The organism is Erythrobacter sp. S259, assembly GCF_057364965.1.
On the sequence record NZ_CP200286.1, the window covers coordinates 869,228 to 887,153 of the forward strand.

Below are 17,926 nucleotides of genomic sequence, written 5' to 3' on the forward strand. Positions count from 1 at the left end.
ATTTGAAAAAATCCGGCGAGACGAAAGGGAACTTTACCCAGGTTCTTTTTGCGAGACTTTCTTGGCAGGCGTGTCAAACTCGCCGAGCTGTTCGAGATCATCTTGCCCCATGATTTGAGCCATTTGTTCGCGCAAAAGCGGGTCCCATTCGCTTCGGAGTTTCTTGACCAGTTCGATCATCTCTTTGTTCTCCCAAGGAGGCGTATCGAAATCAAATGCCTCGGCCATGGGCTCCATGGTGCTGCGGTCCATCTCTTCAAATTTTTGCGTCATGGCGTCCGCGCGGGCATCTGATACGCCTAGCGCTTGATACGCAGATCGGCCCATTCGAAGCGAGCTGTCGTAAGTCTCTCGGATAATATCGCGGCAGCCAAGCGACCAGAGTTGGAACACGTGGCTGCGATCATAGGCCCGTGCTATAACGTGCACCTTAGGGTGGTTCTGACTGACATAGGTGACAAGGCGGTTTGTGGCTTCTTTATCGTCGATTGCAATGATCAGGAGCTTTGCCCGCTCAATTCCGGCAGAGTGCAAGAGGTCTGGCCGCGAGGCATCGCCAAAATAGGTGCGTATGCCAAATCTGCTCAGCCGGTCGATCTGAGCCGAGGAATAATCTATCACCGTCGTATTGTAGCCGGCGGTTTCCAGCATCCGGTCGACAATCCCGCCAACCCGGCCGCGCCCTGCAAGGATGATGTCGGAAGGCTCGTTGATGTCATCAAAAGCGCGCTCGCGGCCCTGTTGGTACTGGCGCAAGATAACCTTGTCGTAGAAGATGAAAAGGAGCGGCGTGATAAGCATCGACATCGCCACAATCAGCAGCAATTGATCGGCAAGCGCTTGCGGGACGACATATGCGCCAACCGCAAAGCTTAAAAGCACAAAACCAAACTCTCCTGCCTGCGCAAGACCGAGCGAGAACAGCCAGCGGTCCTGGCCTTTGATGCCAAAGAATGTGCCCAGTGCGTACAGCACCGCAACCTTTGTCACGACCAGAACCGCGGTCCAACCAAGCACGCTGGCATAGCTTTCGAACAGGAGAGCGAAGTTGATGCCAGCGCCCACGGTAATGAAGAAGAGCCCTAAAAGGAGCCCCTTGAACGGCTCGATATCGGTCTCAAGCTCGTGGCGGTATTCGCTATTGGCGAGGACGACACCGGCGAGGAACGTGCCAAGGGCAGGGGAGAGACCCACCACAGTCATCAAAAGCGCGATCCCTACCACAAACAACAAAGCGGTCGCAGTGAACAATTCGCGGAGACCCGCTGATGCGATGTATCGGAACAAGGGGCGCGTGAGATAATTTCCAGCAAGCACCACGAACGCGATGGCTCCCAAGGTAATGAGGCCAGCCATCCACGCTGGTAAGCCTTCCAGAATGTTGATCGAATGGCTGTAATCCTCACCGCCAGAACCTGCCGCTGCCCCTGCAAGCTCTGGCAGGGCGAGAAGCGGTATGATCGCCAACATTGGGATCACTGCGATGTCTTGGAAGAGCAGGACTGAAAAGGACGATTGACCACCTTCTGTTTTCATCAGGCCTTTTTCATCCAGCGTTTGCAAGATGATAGCCGTGGAGGAGAGCGCTAGGATCATCCCCACCGCCAATGCGGTCTGCCACTGGCTGCCGACAAAAAGCGCATAGCCTGCCATGAGCCCCATGGTGATGAGCACCTGCCCCCCTCCAAGGCCAAGCAGCCGCACACGCAGCTCCCACAATTTCCGAGGTTCGAGCTCCAGGCCGATGAGGAACAGCATCATCACCACGCCAAATTCGGCAAAATGCTGAAGCGCGATCACATCGACGCCAAGAGCGCCGAGCAAAGGGCTGATCGCCATCCCTGCTATGAGGTATCCAAGGACCGAGCCCAAGCCCAGCCTTGTGGCGATGGGAACAGCGGCGACACCAACGGCGAGAAGGATGGTGGCAAGAAGAAGAAATTCGGTCATGGCCAAAGGAGCTATGCCCGATGTGATCTGTTCACAAGGTCTAACCGTGGGAGGCGCTAACCGAAGGACGGCGCTTTTGACCTTTGCGGCCTTGAACTGTGATTTCTTGTTACATCATCGCTTGCAGCGCTTCCTAGGCGGGCCTATTCGTGCACCCATGCAGGACACTATAACAAACAAAACCACTTCGGGAAAAAGCGCGGTGCTCACCGGACGCCCCGTAATCTCATCGACCGGGCTGTTTACCCCGGCAGATTCCATCACCAATGAGGAACTGGTCGCCAGCTTCAATGAATATGTTGACCGCTTCAACGCTGCCAATGCCGACGCGATCGAGGCGGGCGAGACCGAAAGGCTGATCTATTCCTCCGTCGGTTTTATCGAGAAGGCAAGCGGGATCAAAGCACGCCATGTTCTGAGCAAAGAGCCTATCCTCGATCCAGAGATCATGTCGCCGCGCTGGGAAGAGCGCACCAATGATGAGCACTCGATGATGTGCGAGATTGGGGTGAAGGCAGCGCTCCAAGCTCTTGAGCGGGCCGGGCGCAAAGCTGAGGACGTCGATGCCGTGCTGTGCGCAGCCTCCAATATGGAGCGTGCCTATCCGGCGATGGCGATTGAGATCCAGCAGGCGCTGGGTATCGACGGCTTTGGCTTTGATATGAATGTTGCGTGTTCATCCGCGACCTTCGGTATTCAAACGGCAGCCGACTATGTGCGCGCTGGCAATGCGAAAAGCGTTCTGGTGGTGAGCCCTGAGATCACCTCAGGCCACCTCAACTGGCGCGACCGGGACAGTCACTTCATATTTGGCGATGTGGCGACGGCGGTGCTGGTCGAGGATGAAGCGATCGCGCCCAAAGAACATTGGGAAATCCTCAGCACCAAGCTGAAGACGGTTTTTTCGAACAATATTCGCAACAATTTTGGCTTCCTCAACCGCGCGGCACCGCAGAACGCGGGCAATGCGGACAAGCTTTTCGTCCAAGAGGGCCGCAAGGTTTTCAAAGAGGTGGTGCCGATGGTCGCGCAGATGATCATTGATGAGGCGGAGAAGCTTCAAATGGACCCAGCAACCTTGCGCCGCCTGTGGCTCCACCAAGCCAATGCAGGGATGAACCGCCTGATTTCGCAGCGGGTTCTGGGGCATGAGGCGAATGATGACGAAAGCCCGACAGTGCTCGACACTTACGGCAATACCTCCTCAGCGGGTTCCATCATCGCCTTCCACAGACATAGCGAGGATTTGAGCGCTGGAGACACCGGGCTGATTTGCAGTTTTGGTGCGGGATATTCGGCTGGCACGGTGTTCGTTCGCAAGATCGGCCCAACAGCTTAAAGACGCGCCTTTGAATTGAGGGATCGGGCTGCTTGCTTGCCGTTCAGGTGTGCAGTCCCTAAATGGATGATGTATGGCAGGTGAAATTCTCGACAATCAGGGCCGCGGCGATGCAAGTTGGGGGTGGCCCGCAATCCATCCCGAAGGGCGCAAATATGGGGTGATCGCAGCGGCGATAGCTTTGGTGCCCTTGGTCTTCGGCTGGCAGATCATTGGCTGGCCGCTCTTGCTGTTGTCTCTGGGCGTGTTCGCATTTTTCCGCGATCCAGAGCGCGTTGTGCCTCAGGATGACAAATCGATTGTCGCACCTGCCGATGGGCTTGTGACGCTGATCCAGCAGATGGGGCCGCCCGCTGAAATGCTCGGCAATGACGGCTCAGGCGTGCCGGGCCTGCCGCCAGGGCCGGTTACGCGCGTGTCCATTTTTATGAGCGTTTTCGACGTTCATATAAACCGGGCACCCATCGCCGGCACGGTTCAGCGCGTGGTCTACATACCCGGAAAATTTGTGAACGCTGACCTTGATAAGGCATCTGAGGAAAACGAACGCCAGCTCGTCCTGATTGAGCGCACTGACGGGCTGATGATCGGCTTTACACAAATCGCGGGACTGGTGGCGCGGCGGATTGTTCCATTTGTGAAGCCCGGTGATACGGTCGCCAAGGGACAGCGCGTGGGGCTCATCCGTTTTGGCAGCCGCGTGGATGTTTATCTACCCGCAGGCACACAGCCCCGCGTTTTGATGGGTCAACGCATTGTGGCGGGCGAGACCATTCTTGCCGATGTTGGTGCGACTGCACTTCTTGAAGGGATAGCGCAATAACGCAGCGTAGAGGCCTGTCATGAGCGATCCGTCCTCGCCGCACGAAGGCAGCGGCATATCCGCACCGCGCGTGGGGCCCAAGGCCGCCGAACACGAGAGTTCTGATCTGGCTGAGCCCATCGTGGATGGGGCGGAGATTGCAGATGAACGCACAGGTCTATCGCTGCGGGCGATGCTTCCCAATGCGGTGACGGCGGCGGCTTTATGTTCCGGTCTTACCGCCATTCGCTTCGCTGTTGATGAGAATTGGTCCTTCGCTGTCCTCGCGATTCTGCTTGCAGGAATATTGGACGGTATGGATGGGCGTATTGCGCGGATGCTAAACGCTCAATCACGTTTTGGCGCGGAGCTCGATAGCCTCGCCGACTGCGTTTCCTTTGGTATTGCGCCGGCGCTGGTCTTGTTCATGTGGTCACTGAAGACACTCCCCAGTTTTGGCTGGTTTGCAGCGCTTGGCTTCGCGATTTGCATGGCCCTGCGCCTTGCGCGCTTCAATGCGTTGATTGATGTCGAAGATCAGCCGCATAAATTGGCGGGCTTTTTGACAGGCGTTCCAGCGCCTGTCGGAGGAGGGCTTGCACTGACACCATTGGTCCTGTGGATCGAGATTGGCGAACCTATCCTTCGCGAACCGGTGTTTTTGGCGATCTGGGTGTCGGTCATCGCTGCCCTGCTGATCTCCAACATGGCAACGCTCAGCTGGACGGCGATCCGGCCCCAGCGCGATGTGCGCATTTGGATAATCGCGCTGGTCGGGCTTGCGTTTGCAGGAGTGCTGTTAGAGCCGTGGTGGACCTTAAGCGCAATAAGCGCTGCCTACCTTGCCCTTATGCCCTATGCGCTCATCAAATACGGCAAGATCAAACGCGAGAGCGCGCGCACCCTGATTTAGATTAGCCCTGTGCCTGCGCGGCGCCCAGGTTAGAACGGCGCGCACCGCCGAAACCACTTTTGCGAACACGCGCCGGTGAAGTGCGCGGGGCAGACCGATGTAAAGGTTGGCGCAGGCGCGTCTCGCTTGCCTCGACCTGGGGGACAAAGCCCGCATCGAGCAACTGCTGCTCACGAAAAACGCTCCAAAACGCAGCGCGCGCCTGGAGCCATGTGTCGAGCAGGGTGAGCGTTGCAGCCAATGCCGCAATGACAAGAAGGCAGGCTATGGTCATTGCAATCATCATATCGTTTCCTTTTTTCCGGCCCGCTATTAACTGTACGTTTCATACAGCGTAAAAGTTACACCGGGTCGTATGTTCGACATTTGTTCTGATGCTTTGTTCGCTAAGTGTTCCAACTTAGTCAAGCATTTTGTTCCACTTGTGTTCCTTCCCTTAAAGAACGCACTAGATTTTGTGTGTAACCCCGACTATGTGCGCGGCACTCGCCTCGATGGGGTCTGCGAATCATCGCGAACCGCGCGGGGCGAAATTCACATGGGCAAGCGCACATACCGGTGCCGAAGCGGGATTTCCGCTCAAGGTCACACAGGCTTGCTCAGAGGACTAACCGGAAAGGAACTATCCTATGGCGACCACTACCGTCACCATGCAGCAATTGATTGAGGCCGGCGCACACTTCGGCCACCAGACCCACCGTTGGAACCCGCGTATGAAGCCGTATATCTTCGGCGCACGCAACGGCGTTCACATTCTCGACCTGTCACAAACCGTTCCGCTTTTTGCGCGCGCTCTGGACTTTGTTGAAAGCACCGTTCGCGCTGGCGGCAAGGTTCTGTTTGTTGGCACCAAGCGTCAGGCGCAGGAGCCTATCGCTGAGATGGCGCGCCAGTCGGGTCAGCATTTTGTGAACCACCGCTGGCTGGGCGGCATGCTCACCAACTGGAAAACCATCAGCGGTTCGATCAAGCGTCTCAAAACCCTTGAAGAGCAGCTTTCAGGCGACACCAGCGGCTTCACTAAGAAAGAAGTGCTGCAACTCACCCGTGAGCGTGATAAGCTTGAGCTGTCGCTTGGCGGCATCCGCGATATGGGCGGCGTTCCGGACGTGATGTTCGTGATCGACGCAAACAAAGAAGAGCTTGCCATCAAAGAAGCGGCTGTTCTGGGTATCCCAGTGATCTGTGTGCTCGACACCAACACCGACCCGACCGGCATCGCTTTTCCAGTGCCCGGTAATGACGATGCGAGCCGCGCTGTGCGTCTTTATTGTCAGGCTATCGGTGATGCAGCGAATGCTGGCCGCGGTCAGGCTGTTGAAACGTCTGGCGAAGACTTCGGCGCAATGGACACGCCTCCTGCTGAGGCTGCCGCTCAAGAGGCACCTGCTGCTGAGGCGTAAACAACGCGTCACAATTCCATTCTAGCGCGCCGGGCAGCCTCCCTAAGGGCCACCCGGCGCCCTCACACAAATAAAGGAAATCACCATGGCTGCTTTTACCGCTGCTGATGTGAAGAAACTGCGCGAATTGTCTGGCGCAGGCATGATGGATGCAAAGAAAGCCCTCACCGAAGCCGATGGCGACATTGACGCTGCGGTTGACGCTCTGCGCGCAAAAGGCCTTGCAACCGCACAAAAGAAATCCAGCCGCACCGCTGCTGAAGGCCTCGTTGGCGTTGCCGTCGAAGGCACACGCGGCGTTGCTGTTGAAGTCAACTCTGAGACGGACTTTGTTGCCAAAAACGACCAGTTCCAAGACTTCGTTCGCAGCACAACCGCTGCAGCGCTTGGCGTGGACGGCGACGATGTCGAAGCTCTCAAAGCTGCTGGCTATCCCGGCGGCGGAACAGTCGCTGACAAGCTCACCGACAACATCGCCACCATCGGCGAGAACCAGCAGGTTCGCCGCATGAAAACTGTTGCTGTGGAAAGCGGCGCGGTTGTTTCATACGTCCACAATGCGGCCGCTGAAGGCCTCGGTAAAATCGGCGTTCTCGTTGCTCTTGAAAGCGACATTGCTGCGGGCACCCTTGAGCCATTTGGCAAGCAGCTCGCGATGCACATCGCCTCGATGTTCCCGCAGGCGCTGAATGCCGACGGCCTCGACGCAGACGTGATCGAGCGTGAGCGGGCGATTGCACAGGAAAAGGCAGCCGAAAGCGGCAAGCCTGAGAACGTGCAAGAGAAAATGGTCGAAGGCGCAATTCGGAAGTTTGCCAAAGAGAACGCTCTGCTGAGCCAGATGTTCGTGATGGACAATAAAACCAGCGTCGAAGACACCGTGGCCAAGTTCGGTAAGGACAATGGCGGTTCGGTCGTCCTCAAAGACTACGTCCGCTTCCAACTCGGCGAAGGCATCGAGAAAGAAGAAAGCGACTTTGCAGCGGAAGTTGCGGCTGCCGTTGGCGGGTAAGCCAGCGCTCTAGCCCGGTGCGCATCCCCGCGAAGGCGGGGATCTCCCGCTTTGGTGCACAAGGTTCCCGCCTTCGCGGGGACTCGCAATGAAATGAAAAGGCCGCTCGCAGGGGAAACCTCGCGGGCGGCCTTTTTCTTTTGCGTTTCTCTCGGCTGCCTGAGCGGCGGCGCCTTCTACCGCAGGTGGGCGGGTGCCTCTAATGGCCTCAGCCATATAAAGACAAGCAACCCCGTTATCAGTCCAGCAACCGAAAACACGACGTCATAAGGATCATAGATCTGCGCTCCGCCAAGATGGTGCAGCCCCATTTCCTGGCTAATCACATAAATTCCTGAGACAAGAAGCGCGAAGATAATGAGCCTGGGCAGGGGCAAAACAGCGGACACACGCTCTGAACGCCAAGACACCATGGTGAGTATCATCGTGACCATCAGATAGCCGAACAATCCTTCCGCGAAATTGGGGAAGGAGTAGAGGAAGATCTCAAAAGCCTCGTTCGGATGCCATTGAGCCAGTTCGGTGCGAAATCGTTTGAGTAAGGCGAACACCATTAAAGTGACGAATTGAACCGCAAAGATCGGACGAAAATCGCGCATTGGGATCGTTTAGCTTCGTCGAGGCATGAACAGAAGCGAAAGCTTGGGAAGCAGGATGCTGAGCTTTTGGCCGCCTTCCGGCCCAGTCCCCTTCGTCACCGCCGAAATCGCCGAAACGGTAGTTTCCAAAACACCCCTGTTCATTGTCTCAAAACTGGTGGCATTGCACACGGCCCCTCTTGGCACAGCCCCGCCTTGCCGATAGGGCCTAGCGCTAAACACATACCGCCACGAAAGAGCCCCGAGCCCCATGACACTCCCCCCGATAAAGCGCGTCCTTCTGAAGCTCTCAGGCGAAGTGCTGATGGGGAACCAGGAGTATGGCATTGATCCTGAATACGTCGCGCGGCTGGCAGAAGAGGTGAAGGCGGCCAAGGATAGCGGCATTGAGGTCTGCCTTGTCATTGGCGGCGGCAATATCTTTCGGGGAATCTCTGCGGCGGCCAAGGGGCTTGACCGGACCACCGGCGATTACATGGGTATGCTCGCGACCGTGATGAATGCGCTGGCGATGCAGAATGCGCTGGAGCAGCTGGGCGTGCAAACCCGGGTCCAGTCGGCGATCCCGATGTCATCTGTGTGTGAGCCGTACATCCGGAGGCGCGCTGAACGCCACCTTGAGAAGGGCAGGATTGTGATCTTTGCCGCTGGCACCGGCAATCCGTTCTTTACGACCGATACGGGCGCGGCCCTTCGCGCGGCTGAAATGAACTGCGATGCGTTGCTTAAAGGGACGAGCGTTGACGGCGTCTATGACAGCGATCCCAAGCATAACCCGGACGCCGCCCGCTTCGACACGATCACTTACGATCAAGTGCTCGCGGATAATCTTAAAGTTATGGATGCAACCGCTGTTGCGCTTTGCCGTGAGAACGCCATTCCGCTAGTGGTTTTCTCAATCCGTGAAAAAGGCAATGTTGCCAAAGTGCTCTCGGGCGAGGGCATTCAGACAATTGTCCAGAAAGACTAAAGAGTTAAGTCATGCCTACATACGACAAATCTGACATCGAACGCCGCATGAACGGCGCTGTTGAATCGCTTAAGGGCGACCTTTCGGGCCTTCGCACAGGGCGCGCAAACACCGCGCTGCTCGATCCGGTGGTGGCCGAGGTTTACGGCGCGATGATGCCGCTTAGCCAGGTGGCAACCGTCTCCGCGCCAGAGCCGCGCATGCTGGCCGTGCAAGTGTGGGACAAAACCAATGTGAGTGCGGTCGAGAAGGGCATTTCCAAGGCGAACCTTGGTTTGAACCCCATGACCGATGGTCAAACGATCCGCCTTCCAATGCCTGATCTTACCGAGGACCGGCGCAAGGACCTCGCAAAACTTGCCGGCGAATACGGCGAGAAAGCCAAGGTTGCCGCCCGCAATGTTCGCCGCGACGGGATGGAGAGCCTCAAGGCCGACGAAAAGGCCAAGGAGATATCAGAGGATGAGCGCAAGCGCTTTGAAGATGAGGTGCAGAAGCTGACTGACAAATATGTCGCGGAAATCGACGCGGCGATTGAGAAGAAGGTTCAGGAAATCCTGACCCAATAGAGGGTTAGCAGTCGCTGGGAGCTAGGGGCACGGTTTGGAGAACGGCAGCGTCAATACCGGTGCTAGGCACGTTGCCATCATTATGGATGGCAACGGCCGCTGGGCTAAGAAGCGCAGCCTGCCGCGCGCCGTAGGGCATCAGCGCGGGGTTGAGGCGGTGCGGCGTCTGGTGCGCGCGCTGGAGCCGATGAACCTTGATTGCCTTACGCTCTATGCGTTCAGTTCGGAGAATTGGAAGCGTTCTGAGGATGAGGTGGGCGACCTCATGAACCTCATGCGCAAGTTCATCAAATCGGACTTGGCTGAGTTCGTTGCGAACGATGTGAAACTCAAGATCATCGGCGATTGGCGCGGGCTTGCGCCTGACATTGTTGCCATGCTCGAAGATGCTTTGGCGCAGACGGCCGGCGGCACGCAGACGCTGGCCGTGGCTCTGAACTATGGCTCTCAACATGAAATCGCTCGGGCGGCGGCGAAAGCGTCAGAGGCGGGGGAGATTACGCCCGAGAGCATAGCTGCGCATCTCGATACAGCTGATTTGCCGCCGCTTGATCTGCTGATCCGCACCAGCGGTGAGATCCGGCTTAGCAACTTTCTGTTATGGCAGTCAGCCTATGCCGAAATGCTCTTTGTGGACACGCTTTGGCCCGACTTTAAGCCTGAGCATTTAGCCGGGGCGCTTGAGGATTTTGCGCAAAGGGAGAGGCGCTATGGCGGCAGATAATGGGGCGGATAACAGCAGCAAGGCTGCGGGCGGGGCGACCGGCGGGGCGACGGGCACCGCAGATTTAGCGGTCCGCTTTGTCTCGGCTGTTGCGATGATTGGCGCGGTTGTTATCGCGCTTTGGCTGGGCGGCTGGTTCTGGATTGGATTTGTGATCCTTCTTGCAGGGCTTGTCCTGTGGGAGTGGAACCTGCTTGCCCGCGGGTTTGGCGTCTCGCCTGTTGCCGAAGTTCTTTGGCAGTTCTTTGGCGCGATTTACGTCGGCGGCGCAGCGCTTGCGATGATTGCGGTCAGAAACGGTTGGGGCTTTCTGTTCGGAGAGGGTGCCTCACTTGGCTATGATATGTGGTCGGTGCTCTTTGCGTTCTTCGTCCCGATTATTGCGGTCGATGTGGGGGCCTATTTCTCTGGCCGTTTGATCGGCGGGCCTAAGATTGCGCCGTCGATCAGTCCTTCAAAAACCTGGGCTGGATTTATTGGAGGAGCTGCGGCTGCAGCGTTTGTGGCGCTCGGCGTTGAAGCAGCGGACTTTGGGCCAGCTTCGGCTATGCCGGGCTTTTCTATTGGAAGCCTCTTAGGCGCGGTTCTCGCAGGTGTTCTGATCGCGGTTATCGCCCAGGCCGGAGACTTCTTCGAAAGCTGGATGAAAAGGCGGGCACGGGTGAAGGACTCGAGCAATCTTATTCCGGGTCACGGCGGCGTCTTTGACCGGCTTGATGGATTTATCTCTGTGTTCTTTGTGCTCTTCCTTCTTGCCTTTGTGCCAGCTCTGGTTGGCTATTGATGGCACGCACGATCACCGTTCTGGGCGCGACGGGGTCGATTGGAGCGTCAACGCTCGACCTTGTTCGGCGCAATCCTAATGAGTGGCAAGTTAAGGCTCTGACGGCCCATTCAAGCGCGCAGGAGCTGGCTGTGCTCGCCCGTGAATTCGGAGCAAGGCTTGCAGTTGTAAGCGATGAAACCGCTCTACCCGCTCTTCGCGAAGCCTTGGCCGGAAGCGATGTCGAGGCGGCTGGCGGTGCGCAGGCGCTGTGTGATGCGGCAAAGCATCCGGTTGATATGACGGTTGCAGCGATTGTTGGCTGCGCTGGGCTTGCTCCCACGATGGCGGCGGTAGAACGTGGCGGCACGATTGCCCTTGCGAACAAAGAGGCGCTGGTTTCAGCAGGCGAAGTCATGACCGGCGCGGTCGCCAAGCACGGCGCGACGCTGCTTCCCACTGACAGCGAGCATAACGCGATTTTCCAGTGCCTTGCGGGCGGTAAGATAGAGGATGTCGCAAGGATAACTCTCACCGCGAGCGGCGGCCCTTTTCGCACTTGGGATGCCGCTGCGATCCATGCTGCGACCCCTGAGCAAGCCGTGGCACACCCCAATTGGTCCATGGGCGCAAAGATCAGCGTCGACAGCGCAACGATGATGAACAAGGGCCTTGAATTTATCGAGGCGCATCACCTGTTCCCCGTGGGGCTCGAGCGGCTGAAGATCGTGGTTCATCCGCAAAGCGTCATTCACTCGATGGTCGAGTACCGTGACCGCTCGACGCTGGCGCAATTGGGGCCATCGGATATGCGTGTGCCGATTGCCTCGTGCTTGGCCTATCCCGACCGGATGGAGACGCCCTTGGAGCCGCTCGACTTGGCAGCGATTGGCGCGCTTACTTTCCAGGCGCCCAATGAAGAGCTTTTCCCAGCCACCCGCATCGCGCGCGAGGCGATAGAGGCGGGCGGGGCGGCTCCGGCGATCCTCAACGCTGCCAATGAGATTGCAGTGGAGGCGTTCCTTGCCGGTCACATTGGGTTCAGCCGCATTACTTCAGTGGCGGAAAAGACATTAGAGCGCTATCAGGCGCCAGCGCCGCGCATGCTGGAAGATGTGCTGGCGATAGATAGCGAGGCGCGAATTTGCGCAGCTAAGGCTTTGGAGCACATACCTCTTGTTTGAGCAGCCCCCTTTTTGGATGTACTTTATCGGCTTTCTGGCATTGCTGGGACCGCTTGTGACGGTGCATGAACTTGGCCATTATCTTGTTGGCCGCTGGTTTGGTGTGAAGGCAGAGGCTTTCTCTATCGGTTTTGGGCCTGAGATCGCTGGCTGGAACGATAAGCATGGGACGCGCTGGAAGCTCTCTTGGCTGCCGCTTGGCGGCTATGTTCAGTTCAAGGGCGATATGAACCCGGCGAGCATTCCAGACCCCAGTGCGCCCCCTCCCGAAGAGGTGAACGACGGCAGTTTTCAGAATGCCAGCTTGTGGAAGCGGGCGCTGATTGTTGCTGCGGGGCCGGTTACGAACCTTATCGTCGCGATTGGGATTTTTGCGGCGTTCTTCACGATCTATGGCAATCCAACCATCGTGGGCGCGGAAGATTCTCGGACGGTTGGTGAGTTCTCTGAAGAATCGGTTGCCCGCGATGCTGGTATGCAAATCGGTGATACAATCACCAAAATCGATGGCGAAACCGTCGAGGATTTTGAAGAGATCCGCACGCAGATACTGCTTTATCCTGACAAGGACATGGTCCTCACTGTTCTTCGTGACAGCGAGACAATTGATATTGCGCTGACCACTGCGCGGGTCGAAGACACTGATGCGTTCGGCAATGTGAGCGTGCTCGGCCGAATTGGCGTGGGCCCGTCGGGCGGCCGCTATGAGTTTGAGGAGGTTGGCGTTCTTGCCTCGATCCCGCTTGCCGCAGAGCGGTGCTGGGAGATCACAGGCATGATGGTCACCGGCATCAAGCAGATATTCACAGGCGAGCGCTCAATCAAGGAATTGGGCGGCCCTGTGAAGATCGCGAAATACTCAGGCGAGCAAATGAGCCTTGGCTTTCTCGCCTTCGTGAATTTCGCTGCCCTCATCTCGCTTAATTTGGCATTCATCAACTTCTTGCCAATCCCTGCGCTCGATGGTGGTCACCTGGCTTTCTACGCAGCTGAGGCGATCCGCCGCAAACCTGTCGGACCGCAGGCCACCGAATGGGCCTACCGCGCAGGGATTGCGGCCGTTCTGTTGTTCATGGTGGTGGTCACTGTGAATGACGTAACCTCGCTTCTGCCGTTTGGCGGTTAGGCGAGAGGTCAAGAAATGGGGCCTTGCACCAATCGGGCGCTCCTTTAGAGGGGCGGTCTGAGGCAGTAAGGAAACGGGCAGTGGTCGCATTGCCCGGTCATAGTGCGCTTAGCCTGCTTGACCCGCGCGCCGCGCATCAGGCAAAGGCGACAGCGTTTAGGGTCGGCAAGGCCAGAAGGCTGAGCCATTACGCGTTTGGGGCAGGCGCATTAATGTGGGTAGGACGGGATATTTCATCCATGAATTTTCGTGAGCAAGCAGGCACTGTGTCTGCGACTTGTAAGTATGCCAGTAGAAAATCGTCAGTCGGCCGGTTTGGTGTTGCACTGACTGGCGCGACCATGTTGGCAGGTGTTCCGGTGAGCGCGATTGCGCAGGAAACCGCACCTGTCTCCCAGCCTGCAACCACACCAGCACCTGCACCAGCACCTGCGCCTTCGGCCAACACAATCCGCTCAATCAATGTGATCGGGGCTGAGCGTCTGGAGCCGACCACAATCCTTTCGTATATCCGTTTGCGTGTGGGCCAGGAATACACATCAGCCGGAGCCGACGAGGCCCTCAAGGACCTTGGCGCAACCGAGCTGTTTGCAGACTTCTCGATCCGTAATGAAGCCGGCAATGTAGTCATCAATGTGACGGAAAACCCGGTGATCAACCGCATCGTGCTCGAAGGCAACGATCGGATTGATAACGATAAAATTATCCCAGAGATCCGGCTCGCCCCGCGTCAGATATTCACCCGTTCGAAAGTGCGCGCGGATGTTGCCCGCATTATCGAGCTTTACAAACGACAAGGCCGGTTTGCAGCGACAGTCGAGCCGCAAATGGTCTCGCTCCCGCAGAACCGGGTGGATATCGTCTTCGAGATCACCGAAGGGCCCAAATCCAAGGTTCGCCAGATCAACATTATCGGGAACGAGAAATTCTCCGATGGCGAACTGCGAAGCGAGATGGTGACCAAGCAATCACGCTTCTTCCGCTTCTTCAGTTCCAACACCAGCTATGACCCTGACCGTCTGGCATTCGACCAACAAAAGCTGCGTCAGTTTTACTTGACTGAAGGCTATGCTGACTTCCGCGTTGTCTCAGCGGTGGCAGAGCTTACCCCGGATCAACAAGACTTCATCATCACTTATGTGGTCGAGGAAGGCGAGCGGTATAACTTTGGCGATGTCGAAGTGGACAGCCAAATTCGCGACTTCGACAGCGATTCTCTGGCGTCAGGCCTCGGCATTCAGTCGGGCGAATTCTATAACGCAAAGACCGTTGAAGATACTGTCGAGTCCCTAACGGAGCTCGCAGGCCGGTTCGGTTACGCCTTTGCGGACGTGCAGCCGCGCTTTGATCGCAATCCTGAAGATCTGACGATGGATATCACCTTTATCCTTCGTCAGGCGCCGCGTGTGTATGTCGAGCGCGTGGATGTGAACGGCAACACGCTCAGCCAGGACAAGGTGATCCGCCGCGAGTTTCGTATCTCAGAAGGCGATGCGTTTAACTCGCTCGGCGTCCAGCGGACTACGGCACGGATCAACTCGCTTGGCTATTTTCAAGAAAACTTTGAGGTCACTCAGGTCGAAGGTTCTGCGCCTGATCGCATCGTTCTTGAGGCTAATATCGAGGAGCGACCAACAGGCGAGCTGCAATTCTCAGCCGGTTTCTCTTCGATTGAGCGGTTTATTCTTGCCGGCTCCATACGGCAACGTAACTTCCGCGGACGCGGGCAGACCATTGGGCTTTCAGTCAACTTCTCGCAATTCTCCCGTTCGGCGCAGATCAGCTTTGCCGAGCCCTATCTGTTCGATCGCAATATCTCGGCGGGCGTTGATATCTTTCGAAGAGACTTCAACAGCTTTAACCAATTCCAACAGGATCGCGAAAACACTTTTGAACAGTCGACAACAGGCGGTGCCTTCAGGGTTGGTGTGCCTTTAACTGAGTTTTCCTCGCTCGTGGCTAGCTACACGCTTAACTATGATCAGGTGAGTCTCAACGATCCCGCATTTTTCAGCGATATTGACGGTGATGGGATTGAGGAATGTGACCCTATCATTGCCGGCCGCTTCCTTTGCGATCAGCTCGGCGATCGATTGAGTTCAATTGTTGGTTTGAGTCTCAATTACAACACTCTCAACTCCGGTTTCCGGCCTACTCGAGGGCGGCTGATCTCGCTCAGTTCTGAGTTTGCGGGTCTTGGCGGCGATGTTCGCTACTTGCGTTTCCGAGGGAAGGCTCAGCAGTTCTGGGATGTGTTCAATTCCGGCTTCATCTTCTCTCTCTCATTAGAAGGTGGAACAATTTTCGCGCTGAGCGAGCGCGAAGGAGCCGGTGTCGATGATATCTTCCTTACAGATCGCTTCTTCCTTGGTGAGCCGCAGTTCCGCGGGTTTGACATTCGTGGTGTTGGCCCCAGTGGTCCTCAGACAATTCCCTCTGATTGACCCTAATAGCCCTGGCAACGTGCTGCTCGATGACAACGGCAATGTCGTATTCAATTTGGACCGTGATGAGCAACGCGACGATGCGCTTGGCGGCCGAAATTACTACCTTGGCCGGGCTGAGCTTGAAATCCCGCTGGGGACAGGCGCGCGTGAACTGGGGTTAAGGCCATCTATCTGGCTAGACGTTGGTGCTTTGTGGCAATTGACACAGCCACTCCTGCAAGACGCGCCCGTTTTTCAAGAGATCATCACGAACCCTGACGGTACTCCGGGCACCATCGAGACGACAAATCCGATTGCAGCCGACGGGGTTACTCGAAACACCATCCTTCCCGGACAGGGCTTCCGCGAGGTCTTTGTTGGCGATTCGCCTAGCCCCCGCATCACCGCAGGGATCGGTGTAAACTGGAACTCACCCTTTGGTCCCTTCCGCATCGACTTCGCTCAGACCATTAGAAAGGTCGCGGGCGATGACGACAAAACACTCACGTTCAACGTAGGAACACAATTCTAATGACACGTTTTTCAAAGACTGTTTGCGCAGCCGGCTTTGCTGCTAGCGCCCTTATCGCTGCTGTTTCAACCCCTGCTGCGGCGCAAGTCGAGGGGCGGATTGCAACCGCCGACATCACCCGTGCGATTATCGGCACGAACGCGCTGCAAACCGCTTATTCCCAGATCGGCACAACCTATTCGGCTCAGATCGAACAGCGCAATACAAAGCAAGAGCAGCTTTCTCAGCTCCTTCAGCCGTTTGACACCAACAGCAATGGTCAGCTTGATGATGGTGAACTGGCAGGTGTTCAAAGCTCACCAAACTTCACGCAGATTCAAACGCTTGAACAGGAGGTTGCGCAGTTTAACGGACAGATCAACACAGCCCGTGCGTACGCGGTTGAGCAAATCTTTGCGCAATATCCAGCGGCGCTCGGTGAGGTGGCTCAGCAGCAGCAGATCGTTGCTGTTTTGGCGCCAGGATCGCTGCAATATGCGGGCGAGGGCGCGGATATCACGTCATTGATCACAACGGCGCTCAACACAAAAGTCCCATCGGCTCAGATTGTGCCGCCGCAAAATTACCGCCCCAACCCCAATGCAGCGCAGGTCTTCCAAGATATTCAGCAAACGTTGGTCAGAGCGCAGCTGATTCAACAACAGCAGGCCGCGCAGCAAGGCCAACAGCCAGCACCTGCACCTGCACCTGCGGGCCGGTAATTCACGCTAAATTACTCGGGGGGCGAGAATGAGCGAAGATACGAAATCGGCGGCGCCGATTACCGACTACGACATTCATAAAGTTTTGAAGGCCTTACCTCACCGCTATCCGCTGCTTTTGGTGGACCGGGTGCGCGAAATTCATCTGAATGAGCGCATCCACGCGGTGAAGGCCGTCAGCATAAATGAGGAGTTTTTTCAGGGGCATTTCCCTGGAGCTCCCATCATGCCGGGCGTTCTGCAGATCGAAGCGTTGGCTCAGGCGGCGGCGATCCTTGGGATTGAAACGCTTGAGCTGGCGGGTACGGGTAAGCTGGTTTTGTTTATGGGCATTGACAGTGCGAAGTTCCGCGCGCCTGTGACACCTGGCTGTTTGCTCGACCTTGAGGTGGAGTTCCTTCAACAACGCCGCACGATCTACAAGTTCAAGGGCAAGGCCAGCGTCGAGGGCAAAGTTACGTGTCAGTGCGAGTTCACAGCGATGATCGCGGACCCGCCTGAGAACTGATTTAGTCGATACCCAGACGACACTGGGCTTGCAATTTTCAGGGGCAGCGTTATGTGCGCCGCTTCTTACCAGTTTTATAGCAACTCCGGTCGGAACCGGGGCACGCTTACGAGGATAAAGACGATGAAAGCCGAAGGGCACCCACAATATCATATGATCACGGTCAAAATGACCGATGGTACTGAGTTTCAAACGCGTTCCACTTGGGGCAAAGAGGGCGACACTCTCGCACTCGACATCGACCCAACGAGCCACCCTGCATGGACCGGCGGCAACCGCCAGATCCAGGAAGGCGGCCGAGTGGCAGCGTTCAACAAGCGCTTTGGCGGTCTTACTCTCAAAAAGTAATCGGCTTCCGATTGGAATTGAAAGAGGGCGGTCCTTGATGGGCCGCCTTTTTCTTTG

17 protein-coding genes and 1 pseudogene are annotated in these 17,926 nt (G+C 56.7%); 15 read left to right on the forward strand and 3 right to left on the reverse strand.

The genetic code is table 11. The features are described 5' to 3' along the window. Nucleotides 1–33: 33 nt before the first annotated feature. Nucleotides 34–1,950 carry a cation:proton antiporter domain-containing protein gene (locus AC0V60_RS04095; protein ID WP_486177256.1) on the reverse strand — a complete coding sequence of 639 codons (1,917 nt, stop codon included), beginning with the start codon at nucleotides 1,948–1,950 and terminating at the stop codon, nucleotides 34–36. A 157-nt stretch (nucleotides 1,951–2,107) separates the two neighbouring features. Between AC0V60_RS04095 and AC0V60_RS04100 the strand changes: the two genes are divergently transcribed. From AC0V60_RS04100 to AC0V60_RS04110, 3 genes are all read left to right on the forward strand, one after another. Further along, nucleotides 2,108–3,289, forward strand: coding sequence for a beta-ketoacyl-ACP synthase III (locus AC0V60_RS04100; protein WP_486179434.1), 1,182 nt, complete (start codon nucleotides 2,108–2,110; stop codon nucleotides 3,287–3,289). A gap of 73 nt (nucleotides 3,290–3,362) precedes the next feature. Further along, entirely contained in the window at nucleotides 3,363–4,112 is a 750-nt protein-coding gene (locus AC0V60_RS04105) for a phosphatidylserine decarboxylase (protein ID WP_486177257.1), read from the forward strand. A gap of 19 nt (nucleotides 4,113–4,131) precedes the next feature. Then, the gene (locus AC0V60_RS04110; protein ID WP_486177258.1) at nucleotides 4,132–5,004 is read left to right on the forward strand and encodes a CDP-alcohol phosphatidyltransferase family protein; all 873 of its coding nucleotides are present in this window, start codon (nucleotides 4,132–4,134) and stop codon (nucleotides 5,002–5,004) included. A gap of 1 nt (nucleotide 5,005) precedes the next feature. Here the strand turns inward: AC0V60_RS04110 and AC0V60_RS04115 are convergent, their stop codons facing one another. Beyond that, on the reverse strand, nucleotides 5,006–5,290 hold the full coding sequence (locus tag AC0V60_RS04115) for a hypothetical protein (protein WP_486177259.1): 285 nt from the start codon (nucleotides 5,288–5,290) through the stop codon (nucleotides 5,006–5,008). Nucleotides 5,291–5,633: 343 nt separating this feature from the next. Here AC0V60_RS04115 and rpsB point away from each other — a divergent pair, with 343 nt between their 5' ends. Together rpsB and tsf are read left to right on the forward strand one after the other, a co-directional pair. Continuing rightward, nucleotides 5,634–6,407 carry a 30S ribosomal protein S2 gene (gene rpsB, locus AC0V60_RS04120; protein WP_486177260.1) on the forward strand — a complete coding sequence of 258 codons (774 nt, stop codon included), beginning with the start codon at nucleotides 5,634–5,636 and terminating at the stop codon, nucleotides 6,405–6,407. Nucleotides 6,408–6,492: 85 nt separating this feature from the next. Then, nucleotides 6,493–7,419: a translation elongation factor Ts gene (gene tsf / locus AC0V60_RS04125; protein ID WP_486177261.1), complete on the forward strand. Its 927-nt coding sequence runs from the start codon at nucleotides 6,493–6,495 to the stop codon at nucleotides 7,417–7,419. Nucleotides 7,420–7,595: 176 nt separating this feature from the next. Here tsf and AC0V60_RS04130 read toward each other — a convergent pair whose 3' ends face one another. Beyond that, on the reverse strand, nucleotides 7,596–8,018 hold the full coding sequence (locus AC0V60_RS04130) for a hypothetical protein (protein ID WP_486177262.1): 423 nt from the start codon (nucleotides 8,016–8,018) through the stop codon (nucleotides 7,596–7,598). A gap of 250 nt (nucleotides 8,019–8,268) precedes the next feature. Between AC0V60_RS04130 and pyrH the strand changes: the two genes are divergently transcribed. The 10 genes and pseudogenes from pyrH (at nucleotide 8,269) to rpmE (ending at nucleotide 17,869) form a co-directional block, all read left to right on the forward strand. Next, nucleotides 8,269–8,988 carry a UMP kinase gene (gene pyrH, locus AC0V60_RS04135; protein WP_486177263.1) on the forward strand — a complete coding sequence of 240 codons (720 nt, stop codon included), beginning with the start codon at nucleotides 8,269–8,271 and terminating at the stop codon, nucleotides 8,986–8,988. An 11-nt stretch (nucleotides 8,989–8,999) separates the two neighbouring features. Then, a complete protein-coding gene (gene frr, locus AC0V60_RS04140) occupies nucleotides 9,000–9,557 on the forward strand; it encodes a ribosome recycling factor (RefSeq protein WP_486177264.1) in 558 nt (185 codons plus the stop codon). Nucleotides 9,558–9,639: 82 nt separating this feature from the next. Then, nucleotides 9,640–10,281, forward strand: a complete 642-nt coding sequence (uppS, locus tag AC0V60_RS04145) for a polyprenyl diphosphate synthase (protein ID WP_486177265.1) — start codon at nucleotides 9,640–9,642, stop codon at nucleotides 10,279–10,281. Further along, entirely contained in the window at nucleotides 10,268–11,065 is a 798-nt protein-coding gene (locus AC0V60_RS04150; protein ID WP_486177266.1) for a phosphatidate cytidylyltransferase, read from the forward strand. The genes uppS and AC0V60_RS04150 overlap by 14 nt, the downstream gene beginning before the upstream one ends. Continuing rightward, nucleotides 11,065–12,228: a 1-deoxy-D-xylulose-5-phosphate reductoisomerase gene (gene dxr, locus AC0V60_RS04155; RefSeq protein WP_486177267.1), complete on the forward strand. Its 1,164-nt coding sequence runs from the start codon at nucleotides 11,065–11,067 to the stop codon at nucleotides 12,226–12,228. The genes AC0V60_RS04150 and dxr overlap by 1 nt, the downstream gene beginning before the upstream one ends. Continuing rightward, nucleotides 12,221–13,354, forward strand: coding sequence for an RIP metalloprotease RseP (rseP, locus tag AC0V60_RS04160; RefSeq protein ID WP_486177268.1), 1,134 nt, complete (start codon nucleotides 12,221–12,223; stop codon nucleotides 13,352–13,354). Before dxr ends, rseP begins: the two co-directional genes overlap by 8 nt. A 239-nt stretch (nucleotides 13,355–13,593) precedes the next feature. Beyond that, nucleotides 13,594–16,312 (forward strand): annotated as a pseudogene (bamA, locus tag AC0V60_RS04165) (outer membrane protein assembly factor BamA). Further along, nucleotides 16,312–17,013, forward strand: coding sequence for an OmpH/Skp family outer membrane protein (locus AC0V60_RS04170; protein ID WP_486177269.1), 702 nt, complete (start codon nucleotides 16,312–16,314; stop codon nucleotides 17,011–17,013). The pseudogene bamA and the gene AC0V60_RS04170 overlap by 1 nt, the downstream one beginning before the upstream one ends. A gap of 28 nt (nucleotides 17,014–17,041) precedes the next feature. After that, nucleotides 17,042–17,521, forward strand: coding sequence for a 3-hydroxyacyl-ACP dehydratase FabZ (gene fabZ, locus AC0V60_RS04175; protein WP_486177270.1), 480 nt, complete (start codon nucleotides 17,042–17,044; stop codon nucleotides 17,519–17,521). A gap of 123 nt (nucleotides 17,522–17,644) precedes the next feature. Next, nucleotides 17,645–17,869 (forward strand): 50S ribosomal protein L31, encoded by a 225-nt coding sequence (rpmE, locus tag AC0V60_RS04180; protein ID WP_348156323.1) that lies wholly within the window; start codon nucleotides 17,645–17,647, stop codon nucleotides 17,867–17,869. Nucleotides 17,870–17,926 lie beyond the last annotated feature (57 nt).